This is a genomic window from Streptomyces sp. NPDC086554, from assembly GCF_040686095.1.
Taxonomy (GTDB): domain Bacteria; phylum Actinomycetota; class Actinomycetes; order Streptomycetales; family Streptomycetaceae; genus Streptomyces.
Genome location: NZ_JBFBJK010000002.1, coordinates 505,889 through 527,432 on the forward strand (window position 1 = coordinate 505,889; position 21,544 = coordinate 527,432).

Consider the following 21,544-nt stretch of genomic DNA (forward strand, 5'->3'; position numbering starts at 1 on the left):
GCCTGCGGGCGGCTCGGTACAGGTAACGAGAGCCTGCCGATGCTGGTACTGACAGCACCTGGCAGTGCTCGGGGAAGGCACGGACGATGGGGGATGTGACGACGATGGGGACGACTCAGCGACGGCGGCCGGAGCTCGCCGCCTTCCTGCGCAGCCGCAGGGCGCGGGTGACACCGGCCGATGTGGGCATGCCGCCGGGGCTGCGCCGCCGCACGCCAGGGCTGCGCCGCGAGGAGGTCGCCCAGCTCTCCGGCGTGGGCGTCACTTGGTACACGTGGCTGGAGCAGGGCCGCCCGATCAACGCGTCCGCGCAGGTCCTGGACGCCGTGGCGCGCACGCTGCGCCTGGAGCAGCCCGAGCGCGAGCATCTCTATCACCTGGCCGAGGTGCCCTACTCGCCGGACCCGGAGGCCGCCGCGAAGGCCGTCGGCCCGGAGATCCAGGGCATCATCGACGCCCTCGATCCGCACCCGGCGGTGGTCTACAACGCGCGGTACGACATCCTCGCCACCAACCCCGCCTACCGCGACCTCTTCTTCGTCCCTCAGATAGCGGCCCTCGGCGTACCGAACGTGCTGTGGACGCTGTTCATCGTGCCCGACCCCGTGTGCCCGCTGGTGTTCCGGGAAACGGAGCTGCCGGTGATGGTGGCGACGCTGCGCAGTGCGTACGGCCGTCATGTGGGCGAGCCCGCCTGGGAGGCGTTCATACGCCGCCTGTCCGCCGCGAGCCCGCTCTTCACCGAGTTGTGGGAGAGCGGGAACGTGGCGCCGCCGGGGCCCCGCGTGAAGACGTTCCGACACGAGGCGGTCGGCGAGCTGCGGATGACGTCGGTCTCGCTGTCCATCAACGGCATGCCGGAGTGCCGGATCGTCGCGTACACACCGGACGACGAGGAGAGCAGGAAGCGGACGACACGGCTGCGGGAGATGCGGGAGCCGCTGTGGCCCATGGAACCGATGGAACCGATGGAACAGGTGGAGTAGATGGAACAGATGGAACCAACAGCGGCCCCGGGAACGGAAAATCCCGCCCTCTGACGAGGACGGGATCCGAATTGTGGAGCTAAGGAGAATTGAACTCCTGACCTCCTGCATGCCATGCAGGCGCTCTACCAACTGAGCTATAGCCCCTTGCGTTCTCCCCGCTCGGCGGGCGAACAAGAAGAACTTTAGCCTGCGACCAGCCGGAATGTGAAATCCGGGTCCGGCCGCCCGCCGAAGCGGTTCCGGGGCGCTCAGTCGTCGTCGCCGAGCACCGGTTCCGGCAGCGTTCCCGCGTTGTGTTCGAGGAGGCGCCAGCCGCGCGCGCCCTGGCCGAGAACGGACCAGCAGCAGTTGGAGAGCCCGCCGAGGCCCTCCCAGTGGTGGGACTCCAGGCCGAGGAGACGGCCGATCGTGGTGCGGATCGTGCCGCCGTGACTGACCACCACGAGCGTGCCGTTGTCCGGCAGCTTCTCGGCATGGCGCAGGACGATCGGCGCGGCCCGGTCGGCGACCTCGGTCTCGAGCTCGCCGCCGCCGCGGCGCACCGCTTCGCCGCGCTTCCACGCGGCGTACTGGTCGCCGAAGCGGGCGATGATCTCGTCGTGCGTCAGGCCCTGCCACTCACCGGCGTACGTCTCCTGGAGACCCTCCTCGTGCGTGACGGGGAGGTCGGTGACGGCGGACAGCTCCTCGGCCGTGGCCGCCGCCCGCTTGAGGTCGGACGCCACGATCGCGTCCGGCTTCAGCGAGGCGAGCAGCCGGGCGGCGCGCCTGGCCTGCGAGACGCCGGTGTCGGTCAGCTCGATGTCCGTGGAGCCCTGGAAGCGGCGCTCCAGGTTCCACGCCGTCTGACCGTGCCGCCACAGGATGATCCGGCAGCCGCGGTTGCTCACCGAAGCTCACCGTCCAGGTCGGCCTCCTCCGCGGCCCGCTGCTCGGCGTGCTCGGCGGCCTTGCCGCGGGTCGCCTTGGCGTCCTCGGGCAGGTCGATCTCGGGGCAGTCCTTCCACAGACGCTCGAGGGCGTAGAAGACACGCTCCTCGCTGTGCTGGACGTGCACCACGATGTCCACGTAGTCGAGGAGGATCCAGCGGGCGTCGCGGTCCCCCTCGCGGCGGACCGGCTTGGCGCCGAGCTGCTTGTTCAGCTGCTCCTCGATCTCGTCGACGATCGACTTGACCTGGCGGTCGTTGGGCGCGGATGCGAGCAGGAAGGCGTCCGTGATCGACAGCACGTCGCTGACGTCGTACGCGATGATGTCGTGCGCGAGCTTGTCGGCCGCCGCCTGCGCGGCGGTGGTGATGAGCTCGATGGAGCGGTCCGTGGCGGTCACAGTTGAGCTTTCCTTCGGAGGGCAATACCTCCCCAAGGGTCTCACGGACCGCCGACAGCACCCCCGGCGTTTTTTCGATCACCCTGTCTGCTGCGTCACCCCGGCGGTGCTCCCGGCCGGGGCGACGCAGCGGACAGCGCTCGGCTCAGCCCGTCTTGTAGTCCCGGCCGAGCACCACCGAGACGTCCGCGTTCGGTGCGGTCTTGCCCTTGCGAACCGCGCTCTCCGGCAGGCCGAGGGTCTTGGCGACCTCGGCGGCCTGCGTCTTCTTGGCCGCGTCGGCGAACGTGACCTGCGACGCCGCCTGAGCGACGGAGCCAGCACCACTGTCGACGAAGGTGTAGCCGCCGTTGACCAGGGAAATCCGTGCGTCCTGTCCCGCGCCCTTGGTCCCGGAGGCGTTCTTGACGCCGACCCGCACGGCCGCGCCCTTCTCGGGGCTCTTGACCGCGCCGCCCAGGACGTTCTCGACCACGCTCTCGCCGGCCTTCTCCGACAGCGTTCCGTCCTGCTGGACCGGGAGCAGCTGCGTGGCGTAGTCGCCGCCCTTGGCTCGGTCGGCGAGCTTGGCGAGGAAGGCGCCCAGGTCCTTCTCCTTGAGCGACGGGTCCAGGATCTGGGCCAGCGACTGCACGGTGGTCGTCGCGGCCTGCGGGTCGGAGGACAGCTTCCGCAGGACGCCCTGCATGACCGCGCCGAACCGGCTCAGCTGGGCCGTCTCGGACTCGCCGGACGCCCGGTAGGTGGCGTACGCGACGGCCATCGGGCCGCTCAGGGTCTGCTGCTCGCCCTTCTTGACGAGCGGGGCCTCGCCGTTCTTCGCCTTGGGGTCGGGCACATCGGCGTTCGTGTCGATGTCGATGTTGCCGACGAGCTCGACGAGGTTGTTCAGGTAGGGGGTGTCGAGGCGCCAGGTGCCCTCGACCTGAGTGCCGAGCAGCGCGTCGATCGACTCGCGCGTCCCGGTCGAGCCGTCGTCGTCGACCGACTTGCCCAGCGTCGTCCCCGCACCGTCGTCGTCCGTCACCGAGAGGGAGTTGGGCAGCAGCACGGTGGTGCCGCGCTTGGTGGTGGTGTTGTTCACCAGGAGCGCGGTGGAGGTGCCGCCGCCCTTGGTGTTGTGCAGATGGACGACGATCACGTCGCGGTTCTGCGGTCCTGCCGCGGCGGCGCCGCCACCGGTCTTGTCGTCCGAGAGGCCGGGCAGCTTGCCCGCGTACCAGAGGTAGCCGACGCCGCCCGCGATCACGAGCGCGAACACCACGATCAGCACGACGACCCGGGAACGCCCGCGCCGCTTGGCCTCCTCGCGCCGCTCGGTGCGGCTCTCGGTGAACTTCAGCCAGTCGATGACGTCTTCGGATTCCTCGTCCGGCTCCTCGATGAACGAGAACTGCTGCGTCTCGTACGCACGCTCGCGCTCCGGCTGCCGTTCGGGCTCCCGCTCGGGCGCCGGCCGCCGCGGCTGCGGCGGTACGGCCTCCGGGGGCTGCTGCGGAGGCTGTTGCTGCTGGGGGATCCAGCCGGTCTGGGGCTGCTGGGCGGCCTGCTGCGACTGCTGGGGCGGCTGGGGCGCCTGCCGCTGGTCGTACGGCGGGTACGAACCGGTGTCGTACGACCCGGAGTCGTACGACGGCACGGGAGGCTGCTGCCCCGTCGCGTACGGGTCGTAGCCGTAGCCCTGCGGCTGCTGTTGCTGCGACTGCTGCTGGTGCTGTTGCTGCTGAGCCCCGTACTGGTCGTACGAAGCCGAGGGCTGCACCTGCTGGTACACCGGCTGCCCGTACTCGTCGTACCCGACGACCTGGTACTGGTCAGCCGCGTACTCGCCCGCATACGGGTCGCCGCCCGCGTACGGGTCGTACTGTCGGTCGTTCACCGGTGCCCCTCTCGGCTCAGTCGCCGCGGTACAGCTCGCGCTTGTCGATATAACGCACCACGCCGTCCGGCACCAGGTACCAGACGGGGTCCCCCTTGGCGACCCGTGCACGGCAGTCCGTGGACGAGATGGCGAGAGCGGGCACCTCCACGAGGGAGACGCCGCCCTCGGGAAGCCCGGGGTCGGCCAGCGTGTGGCCGGGCCGGGTGACCCCGATGAAGTGCGCCAGGGAGAAGAGCTCCTCCGTGTAGCGCCAGGTCAGGATCTGGCCGAGGGCGTCGGCGCCCGTGATGAAGAAGAGGTCTGTGTCGGGGTTGAGCGTGCGCAGATCGCGCAGCGTGTCCGTGGTGTACGTCGGTCCGCCGCGGTCGATGTCGATACGGCTCACCGAGAACTGGGGGTTCTCGGCGGTCGCGATGACCGTCATCAGATAGCGATCCTCGGCCGGGGACACCACCTTGTCGCTCTTCTGCCACGGCTGCCCGGTCGGCACGAACACCACCTCGTCGAGGTGGAACTGCGCGGCGACCTCCTGGGCCGCCACCAGGTGTCCGTGGTGGATCGGGTCAAACGTTCCGCCCATGACACCCAGGCGGCGCTTGCCCTTGCTGGCCGGGCCGGTACCGGGACCGGTAGGCATGTCCTGCTCTCCCATGCGTGCAGACCCTACCGGCCCGGCGGACGGGCTCCGTTTCAGCGTCCGTTCAGCGGTACTGCTCAGCGGTCCCGGTTGAAGCGCGTGGTGATCCACAGGAGCAGGCACAGAACGACGAACGCGCCGCCGCCGGTGACGAGAGGGTTGAGGCTTTCGTGGTTGCCGCCGTGCTCGCCGCCCTCGGAGGCGAGAGTGACCAGCTGGGCGGCGGTGCTGTGGAGGCTCATCTCAGGCAGGACCTATCCGGGGGTGGGATGGACATAAAGACTTCCGGGCCATCGTATGCGGGGGCCATGGCGGAGCTCACGCCGACTCAGCTGTCGCGGCCCTCGGACCGGGCCGCCTCTGCCGTCTCTGCCGTCTTGGCCTCCGGACTCGACTCGTCCTGCCCCTGCCGGTACCCCCGGAGCAGGAACCACGCCACCAGGACACAGCCGACGACCATGACGATCAGCACGACGCGCAGCAGATTGCCCGCCCCCTGCTCCTTGGCGGCCAGGTCGGCCGCCTCCGTGACCCAGTGGTGGGACGCGGCGCTGTGCTCCATGACGGACGACATGACGGACGACTCCATTCGCTGTGCTGCCCTGTCACGGTAACTCCGCCTACGCTGGGACCCACCTCGGGGGCATGACTGGACGAGCATGGGGGATGGCGCATGACCGACGACAACGACCACGGCCACGCGAACGGCGGCCAAGAAGACAGCGGTCACGAGAACGTACCGAGCCGGCAGCGCAGGCGCTTCCCCGGCATCTCGTCACGGGCGTACGAACACCCGGCGGACCGTTCGGCCCTGGTGGCCCTGCGCAAGCTCAGCGGCTTCGACACGGTCTTCAAGGCCCTCAGCGGACTGCTCCCCGAGCGGAGCCTGCGGCTCCTGTTCCTCTCGGACTCGGTACGGGTGTCCGACGCGCAGTTCACGCACCTCAACACCATGCTGCGGGACGCCTGTTACATCCTGGACCTGGAGAAGGTCCCGCCGATGTACGTGAACCAGGACCCGAACCCGAACGCGATGTGCATCGGCCTGGACGAACCGATCATCGTGGTGACCACGGGCCTGGTCGAGCTGCTCGACGAGGAGGAGATGCGGGCGGTCGTCGGCCACGAGGTGGGGCACGCGCTGTCCGGCCACTCGGTGTACCGGACGATCCTGCTCTTCCTCACCAACCTCGCGCTCAAGGTGGCGTGGATCCCGCTCGGCAACGTGGCGATCATGGCGATCGTGACCGCCCTGCGCGAGTGGTTCCGCAAGTCCGAGCTGTCGGCGGACCGCGCAGGCCTCCTCGTGGGCCAGGACCTCAAGGCGTCGATGCGCGGCCTGATGAAGATCGCGGGCGGCAACCACCTGCACGAGATGAACGTGGACGCGTTCCTGGCACAGGCCGAGGAGTACGAGGCCGGGGGCGACCTGCGCGACTCCGTCCTGAAGATCCTGAACGTACTGCCGCGCTCGCACCCCTTCACCACCGTGCGCGCCGCCGAGCTGAAGAAGTGGGCCGAGACCCGCGACTACCAGCGGATCATGGACGGCCACTACCCCCGCCGCGACGAGGACAAGGACACCTCGGTCTCGGACTCCTTCCGCCAGTCCGCCTCCAGCTACGCGGACGACGTACGCCACAGCAAGGACCCACTGATGAAGCTGGTCAACGACATCGCGGGCGGCGCGGGCGACCTGGGCGGCAAGCTGCGCGGGAAGTTCACCGGGCAAGGCGGGCAGGGCGGCGGCGACCAGCGGGGCAGCGGCTCCTCGGACGACAAGTAGCCGACAGAGCGATCCTCACAACGAAGGCTGGGCGGTAGCCGCGAGCGACCCGCACAGCGCCGTGGCATCGCCCGTCGCATACGGGTCGGTGCCCGCGGGGCCGCCCGCCTTCGCCTTCTGCCCGGCGAGCAGCGGCCGCAGCTGGTTCGCGGCGTCGGCGGAGCAGGCGAGCGGTCCTGCCTGCATGTACGAGACGATCAGCTCGGTCTGGCGCATCCGCAGGTCGTCACGGTCGAAGCGGAACTGCAGCTCGCGGCGGACGGTGAACAGCGAGGCCTTGGCGTGCTCGTCCTTGGCGTCCTTGCCGTCCTTGCCTACGGGCTTCAGGGCGTAGACGAACGTGTGGTCCGAGGTCACCTCGAGCGTGTCCTTGTCCGTCTCGGTGACGTGCAGCGAGCCCTGGACGCGGATTCCGGTCGAGGCCAGGGCCACCTTCGTCGGGTCGAACCGCACCAGCCAGCCGGTGGGCGCGTGCCGCCCGTCCGCCGCGGGGTGCGCGAAGCTCTGGTCGAACTGGTCGAGCTGCTGCGGGTCGAGCAGGATCCGCGCGGACCGCACGGCGCCGCCGGTGAGCACGTCCGGGTCGAGCGAGGACTCGACCAGATAGTCCTTGGCGGTGGTCAGGGCGGTCATGACCTGACCGTCCGAGAAGTGTGAAGTGCGGCGCGACGAGGGCAGGTTGATGCCGGACGCGCCCACCCGGAACTGCGCGGCGGGGCTGTGCGCGTACAGTTCGGCGGGCTTCTCGGCGCCGGGCACGGGCCCCTGTGGGGCGAGCGGTATGACCGTCATCCGCAGCGGTTCGGGGCGCTGGGCGACCGGGGCCTGGTAGGGGTGGCGTACGCCCATGTAGATCGCGGTGCCGAAGGCGACGGCGATCAGCAGGACGAGGATCACGGCCTGCTTGGAGTAGTTCCGGCGGGCCGCAGCGGGGCGGCGGCGCACCGCACGTGCGTGATCACCCATGCGCTCCTGCGCGGAGTACTCCTGGAGCCGCGCGGCGCGGACGAACGACTCGTCGAAGACGACGGATCGGTACTCGTCCTCGCCACCGGCGGGAGCGCCCTCGGGTGTCCCCTCAGGTGGTTCTCCTGGCCCGCCCATACCTTCAGGGTAGGTCTCCCGGCCGTCAGGTAAACGCGCTGGTGCGCGACAAGTTCTGACAAGTTCCTACGGGGTGCGGGGCGCCGCCGACACCGGCGGCTGGCCGTACTCCGCGGAGGCCGAGGGCTCCGTCGAGACGGGCGGCGGGATGCGGTCCTGGCGGCCCGACGAGGCTCCCCGGTAGACCGCGGTGAAGGCGAGCGCGACCATGCCGATGCCCATCAGGAGGGCGAGCATCCAGGCGACGGGGCGGTGCCAGCGGGCCTGGCCGGTGTAGCCGCCCGGCCGGCCGTAGCCGTCCTCCGTGAATTCACGGTCGTACACGTCGTCGAGGTCGGGGTCGTGGCCGAACTCTCCGCCGTCGTCCGGGCCGAAGCCGTCCTCGTAGAGGTCGTCGTCCGGCGATTCACGGCCGGAGCCTCGGGTGCGGGCCCTGCGGGCCTCGGCCTCGGAGGCCTCGGCGCGCGCCTGGGCGGCGGCCAACAGCCGCTCCACCGCGGTGGGTTCATGGACCTCGGCGGCCTTGACGAAGTCCTCGTCGAAGACCACGGAGGCGAACTCTTCGTCCGCACCCCCGCGGTCGCGGTCGTCGTCGGGCTCCCAGCCGTCAGGAAACGACGGCGTGCCCCCCACGTCCTCCGGCACCCTTCCAGCGTAGACCCGGAAGGGGCAATCTGGGCAGACGGTAAGGGAATTCAGCCCGTGCGGTGACGGGGCGGGGTCAGCGGATGTGACCGTCGCCGGTGACGATGTACTTCGTCGAGGTCAGCTCGGGCAGGCCCATCGGGCCACGGGCGTGCAGCTTCTGCGTGGAGATGCCGATCTCGGCGCCGAAGCCGAACTGGCCGCCGTCGGTGAAGCGCGTGGAGGCGTTCACCGCGACCGTCGTGGAGTCCACGAGCTGCGTGAAGCGGCGCGCGGCCTGCTGCGAGGTGGTGACGATGGCCTCCGTGTGCCCCGAGGTCCACAGCCGGATGTGCTCGACGGCCTGCTCCAGGGAGTCGACGATGCCCGCCGCGATGTCGTACGAGAGGTACTCGGTCTCCCAGTCCTCGGTCGTCGCGGGCACGACGGTGGCCTTGGACGCGTCGGCGTAGGTGAGCACACGCTCGTCCGCGTGCACGGTGACGCCCGCTTCGGCCAGCGCGTCCAGGGCGCGCGGCAGGAACGCGTCGGCGATGTCCGCGTGCACGAGCAGCGTCTCGGCGGCGTTGCAGACGCTGGGGCGCTGCGCCTTGGAGTTGATCAGGATGTCGACGGCCATGTCGATGTCGGCCTTCGCGTCCACGTAGACATGGCAGTTGCCGGTGCCTGTCTCGATGACCGGGACGGTGGACTCCTCGACGACGGTCTTGATCAGCGAGGCGCCGCCGCGCGGGATGAGCACGTCGACGAGGCCGCGGGCGCGCATCAACTCCCGTACGGAGTCACGGCTTTCGCCCGGGACGAGCTGGACGGCGTCGGCGGGAAGCCCGGCGCCGTGCACCGCGTCGCGCAGCACCCGCACGAGCGCCGTGTTGGATTCGTACGCCGATGACGAGCCGCGCAGCAGCACCGCGTTGCCGGACTTGAGGCAGAGGGCGGCCGCGTCCACGGTGACGTTCGGGCGGGCCTCGTAGATGATCCCGACGACGCCGAGCGGGACGCGGACCTGGCGCAGGTCGATGCCGTTGGGGAGCGTCGAGCCGCGGACGACCTCGCCGACCGGGTCGGGCAGGGTGGCCACGTCGCGCACGTCGGCGGCGATGGCGCGGACCCGCTCCGGGGTGAGCGTGAGCCGGTCGACGATCGACTCGCTGGTGCCGGCCTCACGGGCGCGCGCGGTGTCCTTGCCGTTGGCCTCGACGATCTCGGCGGTGCGCACCTCGAGCGCGTCGGCGATCGCGAGCAGCGCGTCGTCCTTGGCGGCGCGCGGCAGCGGCGCGAGCGTGGCGGCGGCGCCGCGGGCGCGGTAGGCGGCCTGGGCGACCGGCGAGAGGTTGTCGTAGGGCGAACCCGAGAACGGCGGGGTGAGGGACGTCATACCCGCAGGGTAATGCGCCGCGGGCGCGGTCCACCCCTCGTTTCAGCAGCCGAGACCACGGTGCTCACGACGGCTCAAAAAGGGTGGACGCCCACGGGGGTCGCGGGCAGCGGTCCGTACCCTTCCGCGATCCGCTGGTGATAGGTGTCGCGGTCGATCACCTCGAGCCCCACGATCTCCCACGGCGGGAGCTGCGCGCTCTGCCGGTGCTCGCCCCACAGCCGCAGCGCGACGGCGGCCGCGTCGTGCAGGTCCCTGGCCTCTTCCCAGTAGCGGATCTCCGCGTGGTCGGGCGCGTACCTGCTGGTCAGCAGAAAGGGATGGTCGTGGGCGAGCTGTTCGAGGCCTCGCCTGACCTCCTTGAGCGGGGCCTCGGCGCCCGAGACGCTCAGCGTGACGTGCCACAGACGGGGCGCCTCCACCGTCTCGCCCTCCCTCTCGTCCGTCTCAGGCAGCTCGTTCGTCCCGTCCGTCTCGCCCGCCGCTCGCGTGCCACCCGCGTACGTCGCCCCCGCGGCGACGCTCGTCAGGGCCCGCTCGGCCGACCCGCGGGACGCCGCCCCTGGGCGCACTCGTCTCACGACGGCCTCCTTTACTCAATGGTGGTGCGGATACGCAACGGTCGTGCGGAAGTGTCTGGAACAAAGTTGAGCAGGCCAAGCGCCCCCGCGGGGCGGTTTTGGGGAGTTTCACCTCGCAGGGGCCGGTCGCCGCACGGCGTTCGCGCCTGTTTTCGGCCGGGGCCCCCGGGGGCTTCTGTGGCTGCCGGTGCGACGGAACCACGGACCGCCCGGGGGCTCGCGAGGGGCTAGTGGTGCAGCAGGACCAGGTCGTCGCGGTGCACGACCTCCCGCTCGTACGCCGGTCCGAGCTCCCGCGCGAGCTCCCGCGTGGAACGGCCGAGCAACTGCGGGAGCTCCTTGGCGTCGAAGTTCACCAGACCGCGTGCGACGGCTCGCCCCGCGGCGTCCCGCAGCTCCACCGGATCACCCGCGGAGAAGTCGCCCTCGACGGCCGCGATGCCGGCGGGCAGCAGCGACTTGCGCCCCTCGACCACCGCGCGCACCGCCCCCTCGTCGAGGACGAGCGCGCCCTGCGGCTCGGAGGCGTGCTGCAGCCACAGGAGACGGTCGGCGGAGCGGCGTCCCGTGCGGTGGAAGTACGTTCCCGTGTCGCGGCCCGCGAGGGCGTCCGCGGCCTGGCTCGCGGAGGTCAGGACGACCGGGATCCCGGCGGCCGCGGCGATCCCCGCCGCCTCGACCTTGGTGACCATGCCGCCGGTGCCGACGCCCGCCTTGCCCGCGCTGCCGATCTGGACGTGCGCTATGTCGGCGGGCCCTGTGACCTCGGAGATCCGGGAGGTGCCCGGCTTGGCCGGGTCACCGTCGTAGAGGCCGTCCACGTCCGAGAGCAGCACGAGCAGATCGGCGCGGACCAGGTGGGCGACGAGGGCGGCGAGCCGGTCGTTGTCACCGAAGCGGATCTCGTCGGTCGCCACGGTGTCGTTCTCGTTCACCACGGCCAGCGCGCCCATCGCCAGGAGCTGGTCGAGGGTGCGGGACGCGTTGCGGTGGTGGGCGCGCCGTGCCATGTCGTCGGAGGTGAGCAGCACCTGCCCGACGCGTACGCCGTAACGCGCGAAGGAAGCGGTGTAGCGGGCCACGAGAAGGCCCTGGCCGACGCTGGCGGCCGCCTGCTGCCGCGCGAGGTCCTTGGGCCGCCTGCGAAGCCCCAGTGGCGAGAGCCCTGCCGCGATGGCGCCGGACGAGACGAGCACGATCTCGCGCTCGCCGCCGCTGCGGCACTTGGCGAGCACGTCGACGAGTGCGTCAACGCGATCGGCGTCCAGTCCCCCCGCCGCAGTGGTCAGGGACGAGGACCCGACCTTGACGACAACCCTGTGGGCCTCTGCGATGCCCTGCCTTGCCCCAGCCACGTTCTACCCCAATGATCCCTGCGCGCTTGGACCTGCAATCTACGCGAGTGCGGACGGCCGGTGCCCGCACATTCCGAGGGGCGGGCCCCTGCCCCGAGGAGAATCAAGGCCCTCGGGTTCCGTTACCTTTGCCCCTTTATCCGGTGATTGTCGTCACTGAAGATTGCTACAGAGCCGCCGCACGTCATACGGTCAGTGGTCGACCTCCCCCCGTCCGATCCCCCCGATCCCCCGCCAGGAGCCCAAGCCCGTGCCCTCTGCCGGACTCGCCCCACGCCGCATCGCACAGCTCTCCGCGCTGTTCTCGATGTTCGCGCTCTTCACGGCCCAGCTCGTCAGCGCGCTGGTCCCGTATGTCCCGGTGTTCGTCGCCGCGTCGGCAGCGAACCTCGCGCTCGACGTCTATCTGCAGTACAAGCAGCCGGGGCTCCTCTCCCTCCTTGGCAAGATCCGCTTCGACGTCACGGTCCGGCAGCTGCTCCGCGACATGCTGATCCTGGTCGGCCTGCTGCGCATCGACGGCATCGAGCCGCTTTCCGAGCAGTCGCCGCTGACGATCGCGCTGCTCGCCTTCTACTTCCTGCACTTCGGCTGCCAGGCGACCGCCATACTGGTGCGCCGCAGCCGCCAGCTGCCGATCGTCACGCGGAACATCGACGCCTCCGCGCTGCACCTGACCGCGGCACCGCCGCGGATCCTCGCCCGCCGCCAGGCGCACCGCCTCCTGACGTTCTCGATCCCCACCACGGTCGGCATGGTGATCACCGCCGCCACGACGGACGCGTACTGGGGCGGCATCGGCCTCGGCGTCTCCATCGCCATGATGGGCATCGGCGCGATCCACCTCGCCACCTGGCTGCTTCCCAAGAAGCGCGCGAAGAACGACCAGCAGATCATGGAGTGGCTCGACGAGTGGCTCGCCGAGTACCAGCCGACCGTCGCCATGTACTTCTCGGGCGGCACGACGTCCGCGTACCAGGCCAACATGTGGCTCTCCACGCTCTCCAAGCTCGACGGCAAGCCGCTGATCGTGCTGCGCGAGCGGTTCATGGTGCAGAAGATCGACGCGACGGACGTCCCGATCATCTGCTTCCCGAAGGTCGCGACGATGTTCTCCCTGGAGACCTCGACGCTGAAGATGATGCTGCACCCGGCGAACGCCGCGAAGACCTCGCAGGTCCTGCGCATTCCCACGATCAAGCACGCCTTCATCAACCACGGCGAGAGCGACAAGCTGTCCTCCTGCAACCCGTACGCGAAGGCGTACGACGAGGTGTGGGTGGCGGGCCCCGCCGCGCGCGACCGCTACCAGGCCGCCGACGTCGGCGTCGAGGACAAGGACGTGGTCGAGGTCGGCCGCCCCCAGCTGTCCCCGATCCTGCCGTACACGGGCGCCCCCAAGGGCACCTACACGACCGTTCTGTACGCCCCCACCTGGGAAGGCTGGGACGGCAACCCCGGCAACACGTCGGTGACCCTCGCGGGCGAGAACATCGTCCGGAACCTCCTCGCCGACGACGGCGTACGCCTCATCTACAAGCCGCACCCGATGACCGGCTCGCAGGACCCGCGCGCGGGCGCCGCCAACGAGCGCATCAAGGCGATGATCCGCGAGGCCGCCGCCCGGCGTTCCGGTCCCCGCCCGGGCCCCGAGGCCGCGGCCGAGCTCGAGCTCCGCGCCGCCGAGCTGGACAAGCTGACCTCCACCGCGTTCCGCAAGGGCGTGGACGAGATGGAGCGGATGATGGTCCAGGGCACGCCCGACGGTGACCAGCAGGCTGCGGTCGCCGAGGCGACGGCGGCCTGGGAGGCGGCGTACTGGGCGTCGTTCCCCGAGTGGGAGCACCAGATCATCACGACCGCGCGTCCGGCGATCTTCTCCTGCTTCAACCAGGCCGACCTGCTGATCAGCGATGTCTCCTCGGTGGTCTCGGACTGGCTGTCCAGCGAGAAGCCGTACGCCGTCGCCAACACGTCCGGCATGTCCGAGGCGGACTTCCGCGCGGGCTTCCCGACGGTGAGCGCGGCCGCCATCCTCACCCCGGCCGCCGAGGAAGTCCCGGCCCTCATGGAGTCCGTCCGCTCCCCGGAGAAGGACACCCACGCAGAGGCCCGTGCCGCCCTCAAGGAGCACCTCCTCGGCCCCTCGGACCCGCCGTCCCTGGTCCGCTTCAACGAGGCGGCGCTCGCACTGTCGGCCAAGGCCGACGAGCGCCGGCTCCGGATGGCCACCCGCATCGACGCGGAGATCCCCGGCCAGCGCGCCGCGGAGGATGCAGCGGAGGAAATGGAGTCCGAGGCTCCGGCCGAGCAGAATGGCGCGGAGGACTCGGTCACGGCTTAACCCCGGCCAGCGCCCCGTAAGGGGCGCGGGGAACTGCGCGAGCAACCACAACGCAACCGCACGCTGCAACGAACAAGAGAAGGGCCCCGGAGCCAAAGCTCCGGGGCCCTTCTCTCACTGCTTAAGGCGCTCCGCCTAGAACGGCTCGAAGTCGTCGTACTCCGCGTCCGCGTCGTCCCGCTCCGCGTCCCGGTCCTTGCGGCGCTGCGCCGCCGGACGGGGCGCCTCGAGGCGGTGGTCCTCGCCACGGCGCCCCAGCATCTCCGCGCCCGCCATGACCGACGGCTCCCAGTCGAAGACGACCGCGTTCTCCTCGGGGCCGATGGCGACGCCGTCGCCGGTGCGCGCGCCCGCCTTCATCAGCTCGTCCTCGACACCGAGGCGGTTAAGGCGGTCAGCGAGGTAGCCGACGGCCTCGTCGTTGTTGAAGTCGGTCTGGCGCACCCAGCGCTCCGGCTTCTCGCCGCGCACACGGTAGATGCCGTCGTCGCCGAGCGTGACGGTGAAGCCCGTGTCGTCCACGGCCTTGGGCCGGATGACGATGCGGGTCGCCTCTTCCTTCGGCTTCGCCGCACGGGCCGCGCCCACGACCTCGGCGAGCGCGTACGACAGTTCCTTCAGGCCCTTGTGGGCGACCGCCGACACCTCGAAGACGCGGTAGCCGCGCGCCTCCAGGTCGGGCCGGACCATGTCCGCGAGGTCCTGTCCGTCGGGTACGTCGATCTTGTTCAGGACGACGATGCGCGGACGGTTCTCAAGGCCCGCGCCGTACTGCCGCAGCTCCTCCTCGATGATGTCGAGGTCGGAGACGGGGTCACGGTCGGACTCGAGCGTGGCCGTGTCCAGGACGTGCACAAGCACCGAGCACCGCTCGACGTGCCGCAGGAACTCCAGGCCGAGGCCCTTGCCCTGGCTTGCGCCCGGGATCAGACCGGGCACGTCGGCGATCGTGTAGACGGTCGAACCGGCCGTCACCACACCGAGGTTGGGGACCAGCGTCGTGAACGGGTAGTCCGCGATCTTCGGCTTGGCCGCGCTCAGGACCGAGATCAGCGAGGACTTGCCGGCGCTCGGGTAGCCCACGAGGGCGACATCGGCGACGGTCTTGAGCTCCAGGACGACATCACCCGCGTCACCCGGCTCACCGAGGAGAGCGAAGCCCGGCGCCTTGCGGCGGGCCGAGGCGAGCGCCGCGTTGCCGAGGCCGCCGCGGCCGCCCTGCGAGGCGACGTAGGTCGTGCCCTGGCCCACCAGGTCGGCGAGGACGTTGCCGTCCTTGTCGAGGACGACGGTGCCGTCCGGCACGGGCAGGACCAGGTCCTGGCCGTCCTTGCCGGAGCGGTTGTCGCCGGCGCCGGGGGCGCCGTTGGTGGCCTTGCGGTGCGGCGAGTGGTGATAGTCGAGCAGGGTCGTGACCGACTGGTCGACGACCAGGATCACGTCACCGCCACGGCCGCCGTTGCCGCCGTCCGGGCCGCCGAGCGGCTTGAACTTCTCACGGTGGACGGAGGCACAGCCGTGGCCCCCGCTACCCGCGGCGACATGCAGCTCGACGCGGTCCACGAAGGTGGTCATGGGATGTGCCTCCAGAAACGTACGAAATGTCAAGGGCGAAATGCCCCTAGGTGTAACACGCGAAAGGCGGACCCGCTTCCCGTACGGAGTCCGTAGGGGAAGTGAGGTCCGCCTCGCGAAGAACGTGTTCTACAGAAGCCTGATTCAGGCGACCGGAACGATGTTCACGACCTTGCGGCCACGGTGGGTACCGAACTCCACCGCACCGGCGTCCAGCGCGAACAGGGTGTCGTCCTTGCCGCGGCCGACGCCCGTGCCCGGGTGGAAGTGGGTGCCGCGCTGGCGGACCAGGATCTCACCGGCGTTGACGGTCTGACCGCCGAAGCGCTTCACGCCGAGCCGCTGAGCATTGGAATCGCGCCCGTTCCGAGTGGACGATGCGCCCTTCTTGTGTGCCATCTTGTCTCAGTCCCTTACTTCGCAGCCGTGGGGATACCGGTGACCTTGATCGCCGTGTACTGCTGACGGTGACCCTGGCGACGGCGGTAGCCGGTCTTGTTCTTGTAGCGAAGGATGTCGATCTTCGCGCCCTTGTGGTGGTCCACGACCTCGGCCGTGACCTTGATACCGGCAAGCACCCACGGGTCGCTCGTCACGGCGTCGCCGTCGACAACGAGCAGGGTCGAGAGCTCGACCGTGTCGCCAACCTTGGCGGTGGGAATCTTGTCAACCTCAACGATGTCGTCGACAGCAACCTTGTGCTGGCGACCACCGCTGCGCACGATGGCGTACACGCGGATCTCTCTTTCGCTCGGAACGGTGCCCCCGCAGTCCAGCCGTCCACGAAAGCGGGCGGCCTCTCCCGAGCCCGAAGCCGGGAGGAAAAGGTTTACAGGGGGTGGCAGTGCATAGGAACACGCCGACGGTCAAGGTTACGGGGCCCGCCCGGAAGGGTCAAACCGGCCCCGTCCCGTCCGTCACGTGGTCGTCTTCTCGCCGTCCGGCGGCAGCGGCTTGACGCCCTTGCACAGGTCGGTGGTGTCGGCGCTGCCCGGCCAGGCGACGGCGCGTACGTGGTCGAAGTGCGAGCGGTACGTGTCGTGCACCGAGTCGTCGTCGACCTTGACGATCGCCTCGTCGTTCTCGCGCAGGGCCGGTGCCGTGTAGTTCTGCGAGCCGGTGAAGGAGAGCTTGTTCCGCTTGCCGTCGTACAGGCCGTCGATGAGCAGGTACTTCGAGTGGATGATGTAGGGCGTGACGAGCTTGGTGCCGGGGTGCAGCGGGTCCCGGTCGTCGTTGAAACAGCGCACGGAGGGACCGCCGGACTTGTGGAGCGCCTCCCAGGTACCGGGCGTGCCACCCTGGCTCTTGGCACTGTCGGTCTCGGCGTAGACGATGCTCACCGAGCAGCCGGCCTTCTTCAGGGAGACGAGCTTGTCGGCGATCTGCTGCCGGGTGATCTTGAATATCGAGGCGCGGACCTTGGTGTGCCGGGTCACCCCGGCCGAGTCCTTGTAATTGCACCGCACGTTGTTGAGGACCGAGTACATCGTGTCGGTCTCGTTGACCGTGCCGGCGCGCGGGAAGAAGTACGCCTTGAAGAGGCCGCTGCTGACCGTGCGGTAGTCCCAGTTCCGCCAGTCCTTGCCGATCATGTCGGTGAAGTAGTCGGCGTACGCCTCGTACATGGTCGGGTTGTCCGGCAGCAGCAGCGCGTCGTTGAAGAACTTCGTGTGCGCCGACGGCGTGGCGTTCGACGTGGTCTGTACGACGACGTCCCTGGCCCCCTCGACCTCCGAGAACAGCCAGAACTTGTTGTGCATGATCGACTTGCCGTACTCGGGATCGCCCAGGCAGGACTTGCCTGCCGGGCAGAGCGACACGAAGGACGGCGTGCTCCTGTCCGTGCCGAGCGCCGCGGCGAGCGTGCTGTACGAGGTGTTCGTCGGGCGGTCGCTCCTGCTCGACTCGTCGAGCAGGATCTGTACGTGGACACCGCGGTCCTTGGCGGCCACGAGCGCGTTCACGACCGAGGCCTCCCAGACGTGGTAGACCGCGACCTTGATCGTCGAGCCGGGCACCGCGGAGTTCGTCAGCTCGATGAGGCGGGTGCGGATCGCGTACTGCTCGTCGACGGTGCCCAGCGGATCGTTGAAGATCGGGGCCTCGGTCGCCATCGGCGCGTCCGCGGCCGCCGCCGTGCCCATGGCACTGACGGTCTGGATCCCCGCCGCCGAGAGGACGGTGGCCAGCGCGACCGCCTGGCGTCCGCCCTTGATCTGCTGCACGGCACGGTGACGTCCCGTGCCTCTCAGGCGCTTGTGCGCCATCGGCGGCCCCTCCCCTGACACGTCAACCGCATGAGTTTTACAGGTACTTCACCGCTCTCCAAGGGGGCGGGTGGCACGAACGCGGCTGCTGTGACGCTTCGGTGATCTCACGTACGAAGGTCCGTCCAGCCTGTGCGACGTGGCGGAACGCCTGTGCCCCCGGCTCGGCGGAATACGCCGTGCCGGGGGCACAGGGTCATGCGTACGTGCGGACCGTGACGGAGGGTCAGCCCTCGTCGCCCGCGGAGGCGTTGACGCCGGACGGCGCCTGCTCCGCCGCGGCGGTCTTCTTCGTCGCCTTCGACGCCTTCTTGGCCGTCGTCTTCTTGGCGGCCGTCTTCTTGGCCGCGGTCTTCTTGGTGGCGGCCTTCTTCGCGGTCGCCTTCTTGGCCGTCTTGCGCGCCGCCTTCTTGGCCGGAGCGGCTTCCTCGGCGGGGGCCTCGGCCTCCGCCTGCTCGGCAGGCTTCTCGGCGGCCTTCTCCGGCGTCGGGACGACCAGGAAGGCCGCATCCTCGGACGCGGTCGGCGCCGTGGCCTTGCGCACCGCACGGCGGCGCGGACGGGCCGGGGCGGCGTCGGCGGGGGCCTCGGCCACCGGCTCGGCGACGACCGGCTCGGGGGCCTGCTCGGCGACCGGCTCGGCCTTGGGCGCCTCGGCGACGATCACCTCGGCGGCCTCCGGCTCGGCGCTCTGCGCAGGCTTCGGCGAACCGGCCGGCGACGTCGCCTTGCGAGTCGCACGACGGCGCGTACGTCCCTTGGGCGCGGCTTCCTCGGCAGGTGCCTCGGCCTCGACGACCGGGGCTTCTACGACCGGGGCTTCGACGACCGGTGCGGCCTCGACCACGGGGGCCTCGACCTCCGCAACGACCTCGGCCTCGGCCTTGGCGGCCTTCGACCTGCCCCGCTTCTCCGACCTGGGCGCGGTCTCCGCCTTCGGGGCACCGGCCGGAGCCGACGCACGCCGGGTCGCCCGGCGCCGCGAACGGCCACGGGAAGCGGCGGCCTCGGCCTCGTGAGCGCTGCTGTAGAGCTCCTCGTCGGGCACGAACTCCGGCTCCGGAAGCGCCACCGGGGCAGCGACCTCCGCGGCGACCTCGGCCTCGGTCTCGACGCTCTCCGCACTCTCGGCGCTCTCGATGGCCTCGTGCTCGTGCACGTGGTCCTGCTGCTCGGAGACGCCGCGCCCGCGCTTCTTGCGCTTGCCGCCGCCACCGGCGGAGATCGGCTGCTCCATGTGCACGATCACGCCGCGGCCGTTGCAGTGGACGCAGGTCTCGGAGAAGGACTCCAGGAGGCCCTGGCCGACGCGCTTACGGGTCATCTGTACGAGACCCAGCGAGGTGACCTCGGCGACCTGGTGCTTCGTACGGTCGCGGCCCAGGCACTCGAGCAGACGCCGCAGCACGAGGTCGCGGTTGGACTCCAGGACCATGTCGATGAAGTCGATGACGACGATGCCACCCAGGTCGCGCAGGCGCAGCTGGCGCACGATCTCCTCGGCCGCTTCGAGGTTGTTCCTCGTCACGGTCTCTTCGAGGTTGCCGCCCTGGCCGGTGAACTTGCCGGTGTTGACGTCGACGACGATCATCGCCTCGGTCTTGTCGATCACCAGCGAGCCGCCGCTGGGCAGCCAGACCTTGCGGTCCAGGGCCTTGGCGAGCTGCTCGTCGATCCGGTACGTCGCGAAGACGTCGACCTCGGAGGTCCACTTCGAGAGGCGGTCCGCCAGGTCGGGCGCGACGTGCGAGACGTATCCGTGGATGGTCTCCCACCCCTCGTCACCGCTGACGATGACCTTGGAGAAGTCCTCGTTGAAGATGTCGCGGACGACGCGGACGGTCATGTCCGGCTCGCCGTACAGCAGGCTCGGCGAGCTCGTCGAGGTCTGCTTCGCCTTCTTCTGGATCTCTTCCCACTGCTGCTGCAGACGCTCGACGTCACGGCGCAGCTCGTCCTCGCTCGCGCCCTCGGCGGCGGTGCGCACGATGACGCCCGCGTCCTCGGGGACGATCTTCTTGAGGATGGTCTTCAGACGCGCGCGCTCCGTGTCGGGCAGCTTGCGGCTGATGCCGGTCATCGAGCCCTCGGGGACGTACACGAGGTAGCGACCCGGCAGCGAGACCTGGCTGGTCAGACGCGCACCCTTGTGGCCGATCGGGTCCTTCGTGACCTGCACGAGGACCGACTGGCCCGACTTCAGGGCCGACTCGATGCGGCGCGGGCCGTTGGCCATGCCGAGGGCCTCGAAGTTGACCTCACCGGCGTACAGCACCGCGTTGCGGCCCTTGCCGATGTCGATGAACGCGGCCTCCATGGACGGCAGCACGTTCTGGACCTTGCCCAGGTAGACGTTGCCGACGTACGAGGTGGCCTGCTCCTTGTTGACGTAGTGCTCGACGAGCACGTTGTCCTCGAGGACGCCGATCTGGGTGCGCTCGCCGCTCTGACGGACGACCATCACGCGCTCGACGGCCTCGCGACGGGCGAGGAACTCGGCCTCGGTGATGATCGGGACGCGGCGGCGGCCCTGCTCGCGGCCCTCGCGGCGGCGCTGCTTCTTGGCCTCCAGACGGGTCGAGCCCTTGATGGACTGGACCTCGTCGGCGCCGGTGCCGGGCTCGCGCTCTGCGTCCTTCCCTCGCCGTTCCCTCGGCTCCCGCACCTTGACGACCGTACGCTCCGGGTCGCCGTCGGCGGTGGTCTCGGCCTCACCGGAGTCACCGGCACGGCGACGACGGCGACGACGGCGACGACTGCTGCTGGAACCGGCACCCGATCCGTTGTCCTCGGCGCCGTTCTCCTCCGCCTGCTCGGCGTCGGACTCGGCGTCCTGCTCACCCTGCTCGGCAGCGCTCTCGTCGGACTCGGTGTCCTGCTGCTCGCCCTCGGCGTCGGCGGACTCACCGCGGCGGCGGCGACGGCCACCACGACGGCGACGACGGCCGTGCCGCTCACCGGCGTCCTCGGCGTCCTCGCTGTCGCCGGTGTCCTCGGCTTCGGCCTCGGCCTCGGCGGGCTCCTCGGCCGGCTCTTCGGTCTGGGGCGCTGCCTTGGCGGGCTCGCGCTCGGCGGCGGGCTGCTCGTCGGCGGCCCGACGGCGGCGACGACGGCGCGGCCCCGTCTCCTCCTCCGCCACGGGCGCGGCGACCGGCGCGGCCTCGACCTCGACCTCTTCCTCGGCGGGCTCCTCGGCCTGCGCGGCGGCGGCAGCGGCGGCCGCCCGCTCCGGCGTCTGGAACATCGGCTCGGCGAACACCGGCGCCTGGAAGACGGCCACGGCGGGCCGCGCGGGCTTCCGGCCGGAGTCCTCGTCGGTGTCGGCCTGCGCCTTGCGGGTCTTCTGCGGGGCGGGCGCCGAGAAACCGGCGGCGGCCTTGCGGGTGGCGCGACGGGGCCTGCGGCCACGGGGCGCCTCGTCCTCGGCGGGCTCGGCGGCGGCGCTCTCGGCGGCCTCGGCGGCCTTCGGCTCCGCCACGGGCGCGGCCTCGGCGGCGGGCGCGGACGTGGAGCGGGTCGCACGACGGCGGGCGCGGCGCGGCGCGGCGTCCGCCTCCGGCTGCGGCTCCTCGTCCTGCACGGCGGCGGGCTCGGCAGCTGCCTCGGCGGCAGGTGCAGCCTCGGCGGCGGGCGCGGACGTGGAGCGGGTCGCACGGCGGCGGGCGCGG

19 protein-coding genes and 1 tRNA gene are annotated in these 21,544 nt (G+C 70.4%); 3 read left to right on the top strand and 17 right to left on the bottom strand.

Annotated features, from left to right (window positions below; all coding sequences use genetic code 11):
- The first annotated feature begins 104 nt into the window (after positions 1 to 104).
- Positions 105 to 986: a helix-turn-helix transcriptional regulator gene (locus AB0O76_RS04895; protein WP_365485473.1), complete on the top strand. Its 882-nt coding sequence runs from the start codon at positions 105 to 107 to the stop codon at positions 984 to 986.
- Between the two features lie 74 nt (positions 987 to 1,060).
- On the opposite strand, the gene AB0O76_RS04900 is transcribed toward AB0O76_RS04895, so the two are convergent.
- The 7 genes from AB0O76_RS04900 to AB0O76_RS04930 all read right to left on the bottom strand — a co-directional run bounded on the left by AB0O76_RS04900 (position 1,061) and on the right by AB0O76_RS04930 (position 5,412).
- A tRNA-Ala gene (locus AB0O76_RS04900) sits at positions 1,061 to 1,133 on the bottom strand.
- Positions 1,134 to 1,237: 104 nt separating this feature from the next.
- The gene (locus tag AB0O76_RS04905) at positions 1,238 to 1,879 is read right to left on the bottom strand and encodes a histidine phosphatase family protein (RefSeq protein WP_365485475.1); all 642 of its coding nucleotides are present in this window, start codon (positions 1,877 to 1,879) and stop codon (positions 1,238 to 1,240) included.
- Entirely contained in the window at positions 1,876 to 2,319 is a 444-nt protein-coding gene (rsfS, locus tag AB0O76_RS04910; RefSeq protein WP_266867032.1) for a ribosome silencing factor, read from the bottom strand. Before rsfS ends, AB0O76_RS04905 begins: the two co-directional genes overlap by 4 nt.
- A 145-nt stretch (positions 2,320 to 2,464) precedes the next feature.
- Positions 2,465 to 4,198, bottom strand: a complete 1,734-nt coding sequence (locus tag AB0O76_RS04915) for an LCP family protein (protein WP_365485477.1) — start codon at positions 4,196 to 4,198, stop codon at positions 2,465 to 2,467.
- 16 nt (positions 4,199 to 4,214) lie between these two features.
- On the bottom strand, positions 4,215 to 4,853 hold the full coding sequence (gene nadD, locus AB0O76_RS04920; RefSeq protein ID WP_266867029.1) for a nicotinate-nucleotide adenylyltransferase: 639 nt from the start codon (positions 4,851 to 4,853) through the stop codon (positions 4,215 to 4,217).
- 62 nt (positions 4,854 to 4,915) lie between these two features.
- On the bottom strand, positions 4,916 to 5,080 hold the full coding sequence (locus AB0O76_RS04925) for a hypothetical protein (protein ID WP_365485479.1): 165 nt from the start codon (positions 5,078 to 5,080) through the stop codon (positions 4,916 to 4,918).
- Positions 5,081 to 5,166: 86 nt separating this feature from the next.
- Complete coding sequence (locus AB0O76_RS04930) at positions 5,167 to 5,412, bottom strand: hypothetical protein (protein ID WP_365485578.1); 246 nt, start codon at positions 5,410 to 5,412, stop codon at positions 5,167 to 5,169.
- A 99-nt stretch (positions 5,413 to 5,511) separates the two neighbouring features.
- On the opposite strand from AB0O76_RS04930, the gene AB0O76_RS04935 reads away from it, so the two are divergent.
- A complete protein-coding gene (locus AB0O76_RS04935; RefSeq protein WP_365485481.1) occupies positions 5,512 to 6,624 on the top strand; it encodes a M48 family metallopeptidase in 1,113 nt (370 codons plus the stop codon).
- A gap of 15 nt (positions 6,625 to 6,639) precedes the next feature.
- On the opposite strand, the gene AB0O76_RS04940 is transcribed toward AB0O76_RS04935, so the two are convergent.
- From AB0O76_RS04940 to proB, 5 genes are all read right to left on the bottom strand, one after another.
- Positions 6,640 to 7,728: a hypothetical protein gene (locus AB0O76_RS04940; RefSeq protein WP_365485483.1), complete on the bottom strand. Its 1,089-nt coding sequence runs from the start codon at positions 7,726 to 7,728 to the stop codon at positions 6,640 to 6,642.
- Between the two features lie 66 nt (positions 7,729 to 7,794).
- Positions 7,795 to 8,373 (bottom strand): hypothetical protein, encoded by a 579-nt coding sequence (locus AB0O76_RS04945; RefSeq protein WP_365485485.1) that lies wholly within the window; start codon positions 8,371 to 8,373, stop codon positions 7,795 to 7,797.
- A gap of 76 nt (positions 8,374 to 8,449) precedes the next feature.
- Positions 8,450 to 9,751, bottom strand: coding sequence for a glutamate-5-semialdehyde dehydrogenase (locus AB0O76_RS04950; protein WP_365485486.1), 1,302 nt, complete (start codon positions 9,749 to 9,751; stop codon positions 8,450 to 8,452).
- A gap of 74 nt (positions 9,752 to 9,825) precedes the next feature.
- A complete protein-coding gene (locus AB0O76_RS04955) occupies positions 9,826 to 10,332 on the bottom strand; it encodes a hypothetical protein (RefSeq protein WP_365485488.1) in 507 nt (168 codons plus the stop codon).
- A gap of 227 nt (positions 10,333 to 10,559) precedes the next feature.
- Complete coding sequence (gene proB, locus AB0O76_RS04960; protein ID WP_365485490.1) at positions 10,560 to 11,687, bottom strand: glutamate 5-kinase; 1,128 nt, start codon at positions 11,685 to 11,687, stop codon at positions 10,560 to 10,562.
- A 250-nt stretch (positions 11,688 to 11,937) separates the two neighbouring features.
- On the opposite strand from proB, the gene AB0O76_RS04965 reads away from it, so the two are divergent.
- On the top strand, positions 11,938 to 14,031 hold the full coding sequence (locus AB0O76_RS04965) for a hypothetical protein (protein WP_365485491.1): 2,094 nt from the start codon (positions 11,938 to 11,940) through the stop codon (positions 14,029 to 14,031).
- Positions 14,032 to 14,166: 135 nt separating this feature from the next.
- Here AB0O76_RS04965 and obgE read toward each other — a convergent pair whose 3' ends face one another.
- The 5 genes from obgE to AB0O76_RS04990 all read right to left on the bottom strand — a co-directional run.
- The gene (gene obgE / locus AB0O76_RS04970) at positions 14,167 to 15,606 is read right to left on the bottom strand and encodes a GTPase ObgE (RefSeq protein ID WP_365485493.1); all 1,440 of its coding nucleotides are present in this window, start codon (positions 15,604 to 15,606) and stop codon (positions 14,167 to 14,169) included.
- 144 nt (positions 15,607 to 15,750) lie between these two features.
- Positions 15,751 to 16,005: a 50S ribosomal protein L27 gene (gene rpmA, locus AB0O76_RS04975; RefSeq protein WP_030362615.1), complete on the bottom strand. Its 255-nt coding sequence runs from the start codon at positions 16,003 to 16,005 to the stop codon at positions 15,751 to 15,753.
- 14 nt (positions 16,006 to 16,019) lie between these two features.
- Positions 16,020 to 16,340, bottom strand: a complete 321-nt coding sequence (gene rplU, locus AB0O76_RS04980) for a 50S ribosomal protein L21 (RefSeq protein ID WP_223774625.1) — start codon at positions 16,338 to 16,340, stop codon at positions 16,020 to 16,022.
- Between the two features lie 183 nt (positions 16,341 to 16,523).
- Complete coding sequence (locus tag AB0O76_RS04985; protein ID WP_365485495.1) at positions 16,524 to 17,876, bottom strand: phospholipase D-like domain-containing protein; 1,353 nt, start codon at positions 17,874 to 17,876, stop codon at positions 16,524 to 16,526.
- 226 nt (positions 17,877 to 18,102) lie between these two features.
- On the bottom strand, positions 18,103 to 21,544 hold a 3,442-nt coding region (locus tag AB0O76_RS04990), incomplete at its 5' end, for an Rne/Rng family ribonuclease (protein ID WP_365485497.1).

What these genes read in the sequence shown, in the direction of transcription:
- AB0O76_RS04940 (WP_365485483.1), bottom strand. Translation starts at nt 7,728, where the DNA reads ATGGGCGGGCCAGGAGAACCACCTGAGGGGACACCCGAGGGCGCTCCC.
- AB0O76_RS04925 (WP_365485479.1), bottom strand. Translation starts at nt 5,080, where the DNA reads ATGAGCCTCCACAGCACCGCCGCCCAGCTGGTCACTCTCGCCTCCGAG.
- AB0O76_RS04935 (WP_365485481.1), top strand. Translation starts at nt 5,512, where the DNA reads ATGACCGACGACAACGACCACGGCCACGCGAACGGCGGCCAAGAAGAC.
- AB0O76_RS04895 (WP_365485473.1), top strand. Translation starts at nt 105, where the DNA reads ATGGGGACGACTCAGCGACGGCGGCCGGAGCTCGCCGCCTTCCTGCGC.
- nadD (WP_266867029.1), bottom strand. Translation starts at nt 4,853, where the DNA reads ATGGGAGAGCAGGACATGCCTACCGGTCCCGGTACCGGCCCGGCCAGC.
- rpmA (WP_030362615.1), bottom strand. Translation starts at nt 16,005, where the DNA reads ATGGCACACAAGAAGGGCGCATCGTCCACTCGGAACGGGCGCGATTCC.
- AB0O76_RS04930 (WP_365485578.1), bottom strand. Translation starts at nt 5,412, where the DNA reads ATGTCGTCCGTCATGGAGCACAGCGCCGCGTCCCACCACTGGGTCACG.
- obgE (WP_365485493.1), bottom strand. Translation starts at nt 15,606, where the DNA reads ATGACCACCTTCGTGGACCGCGTCGAGCTGCATGTCGCCGCGGGTAGC.
- AB0O76_RS04985 (WP_365485495.1), bottom strand. Translation starts at nt 17,876, where the DNA reads ATGGCGCACAAGCGCCTGAGAGGCACGGGACGTCACCGTGCCGTGCAG.
- AB0O76_RS04950 (WP_365485486.1), bottom strand. Translation starts at nt 9,751, where the DNA reads ATGACGTCCCTCACCCCGCCGTTCTCGGGTTCGCCCTACGACAACCTC.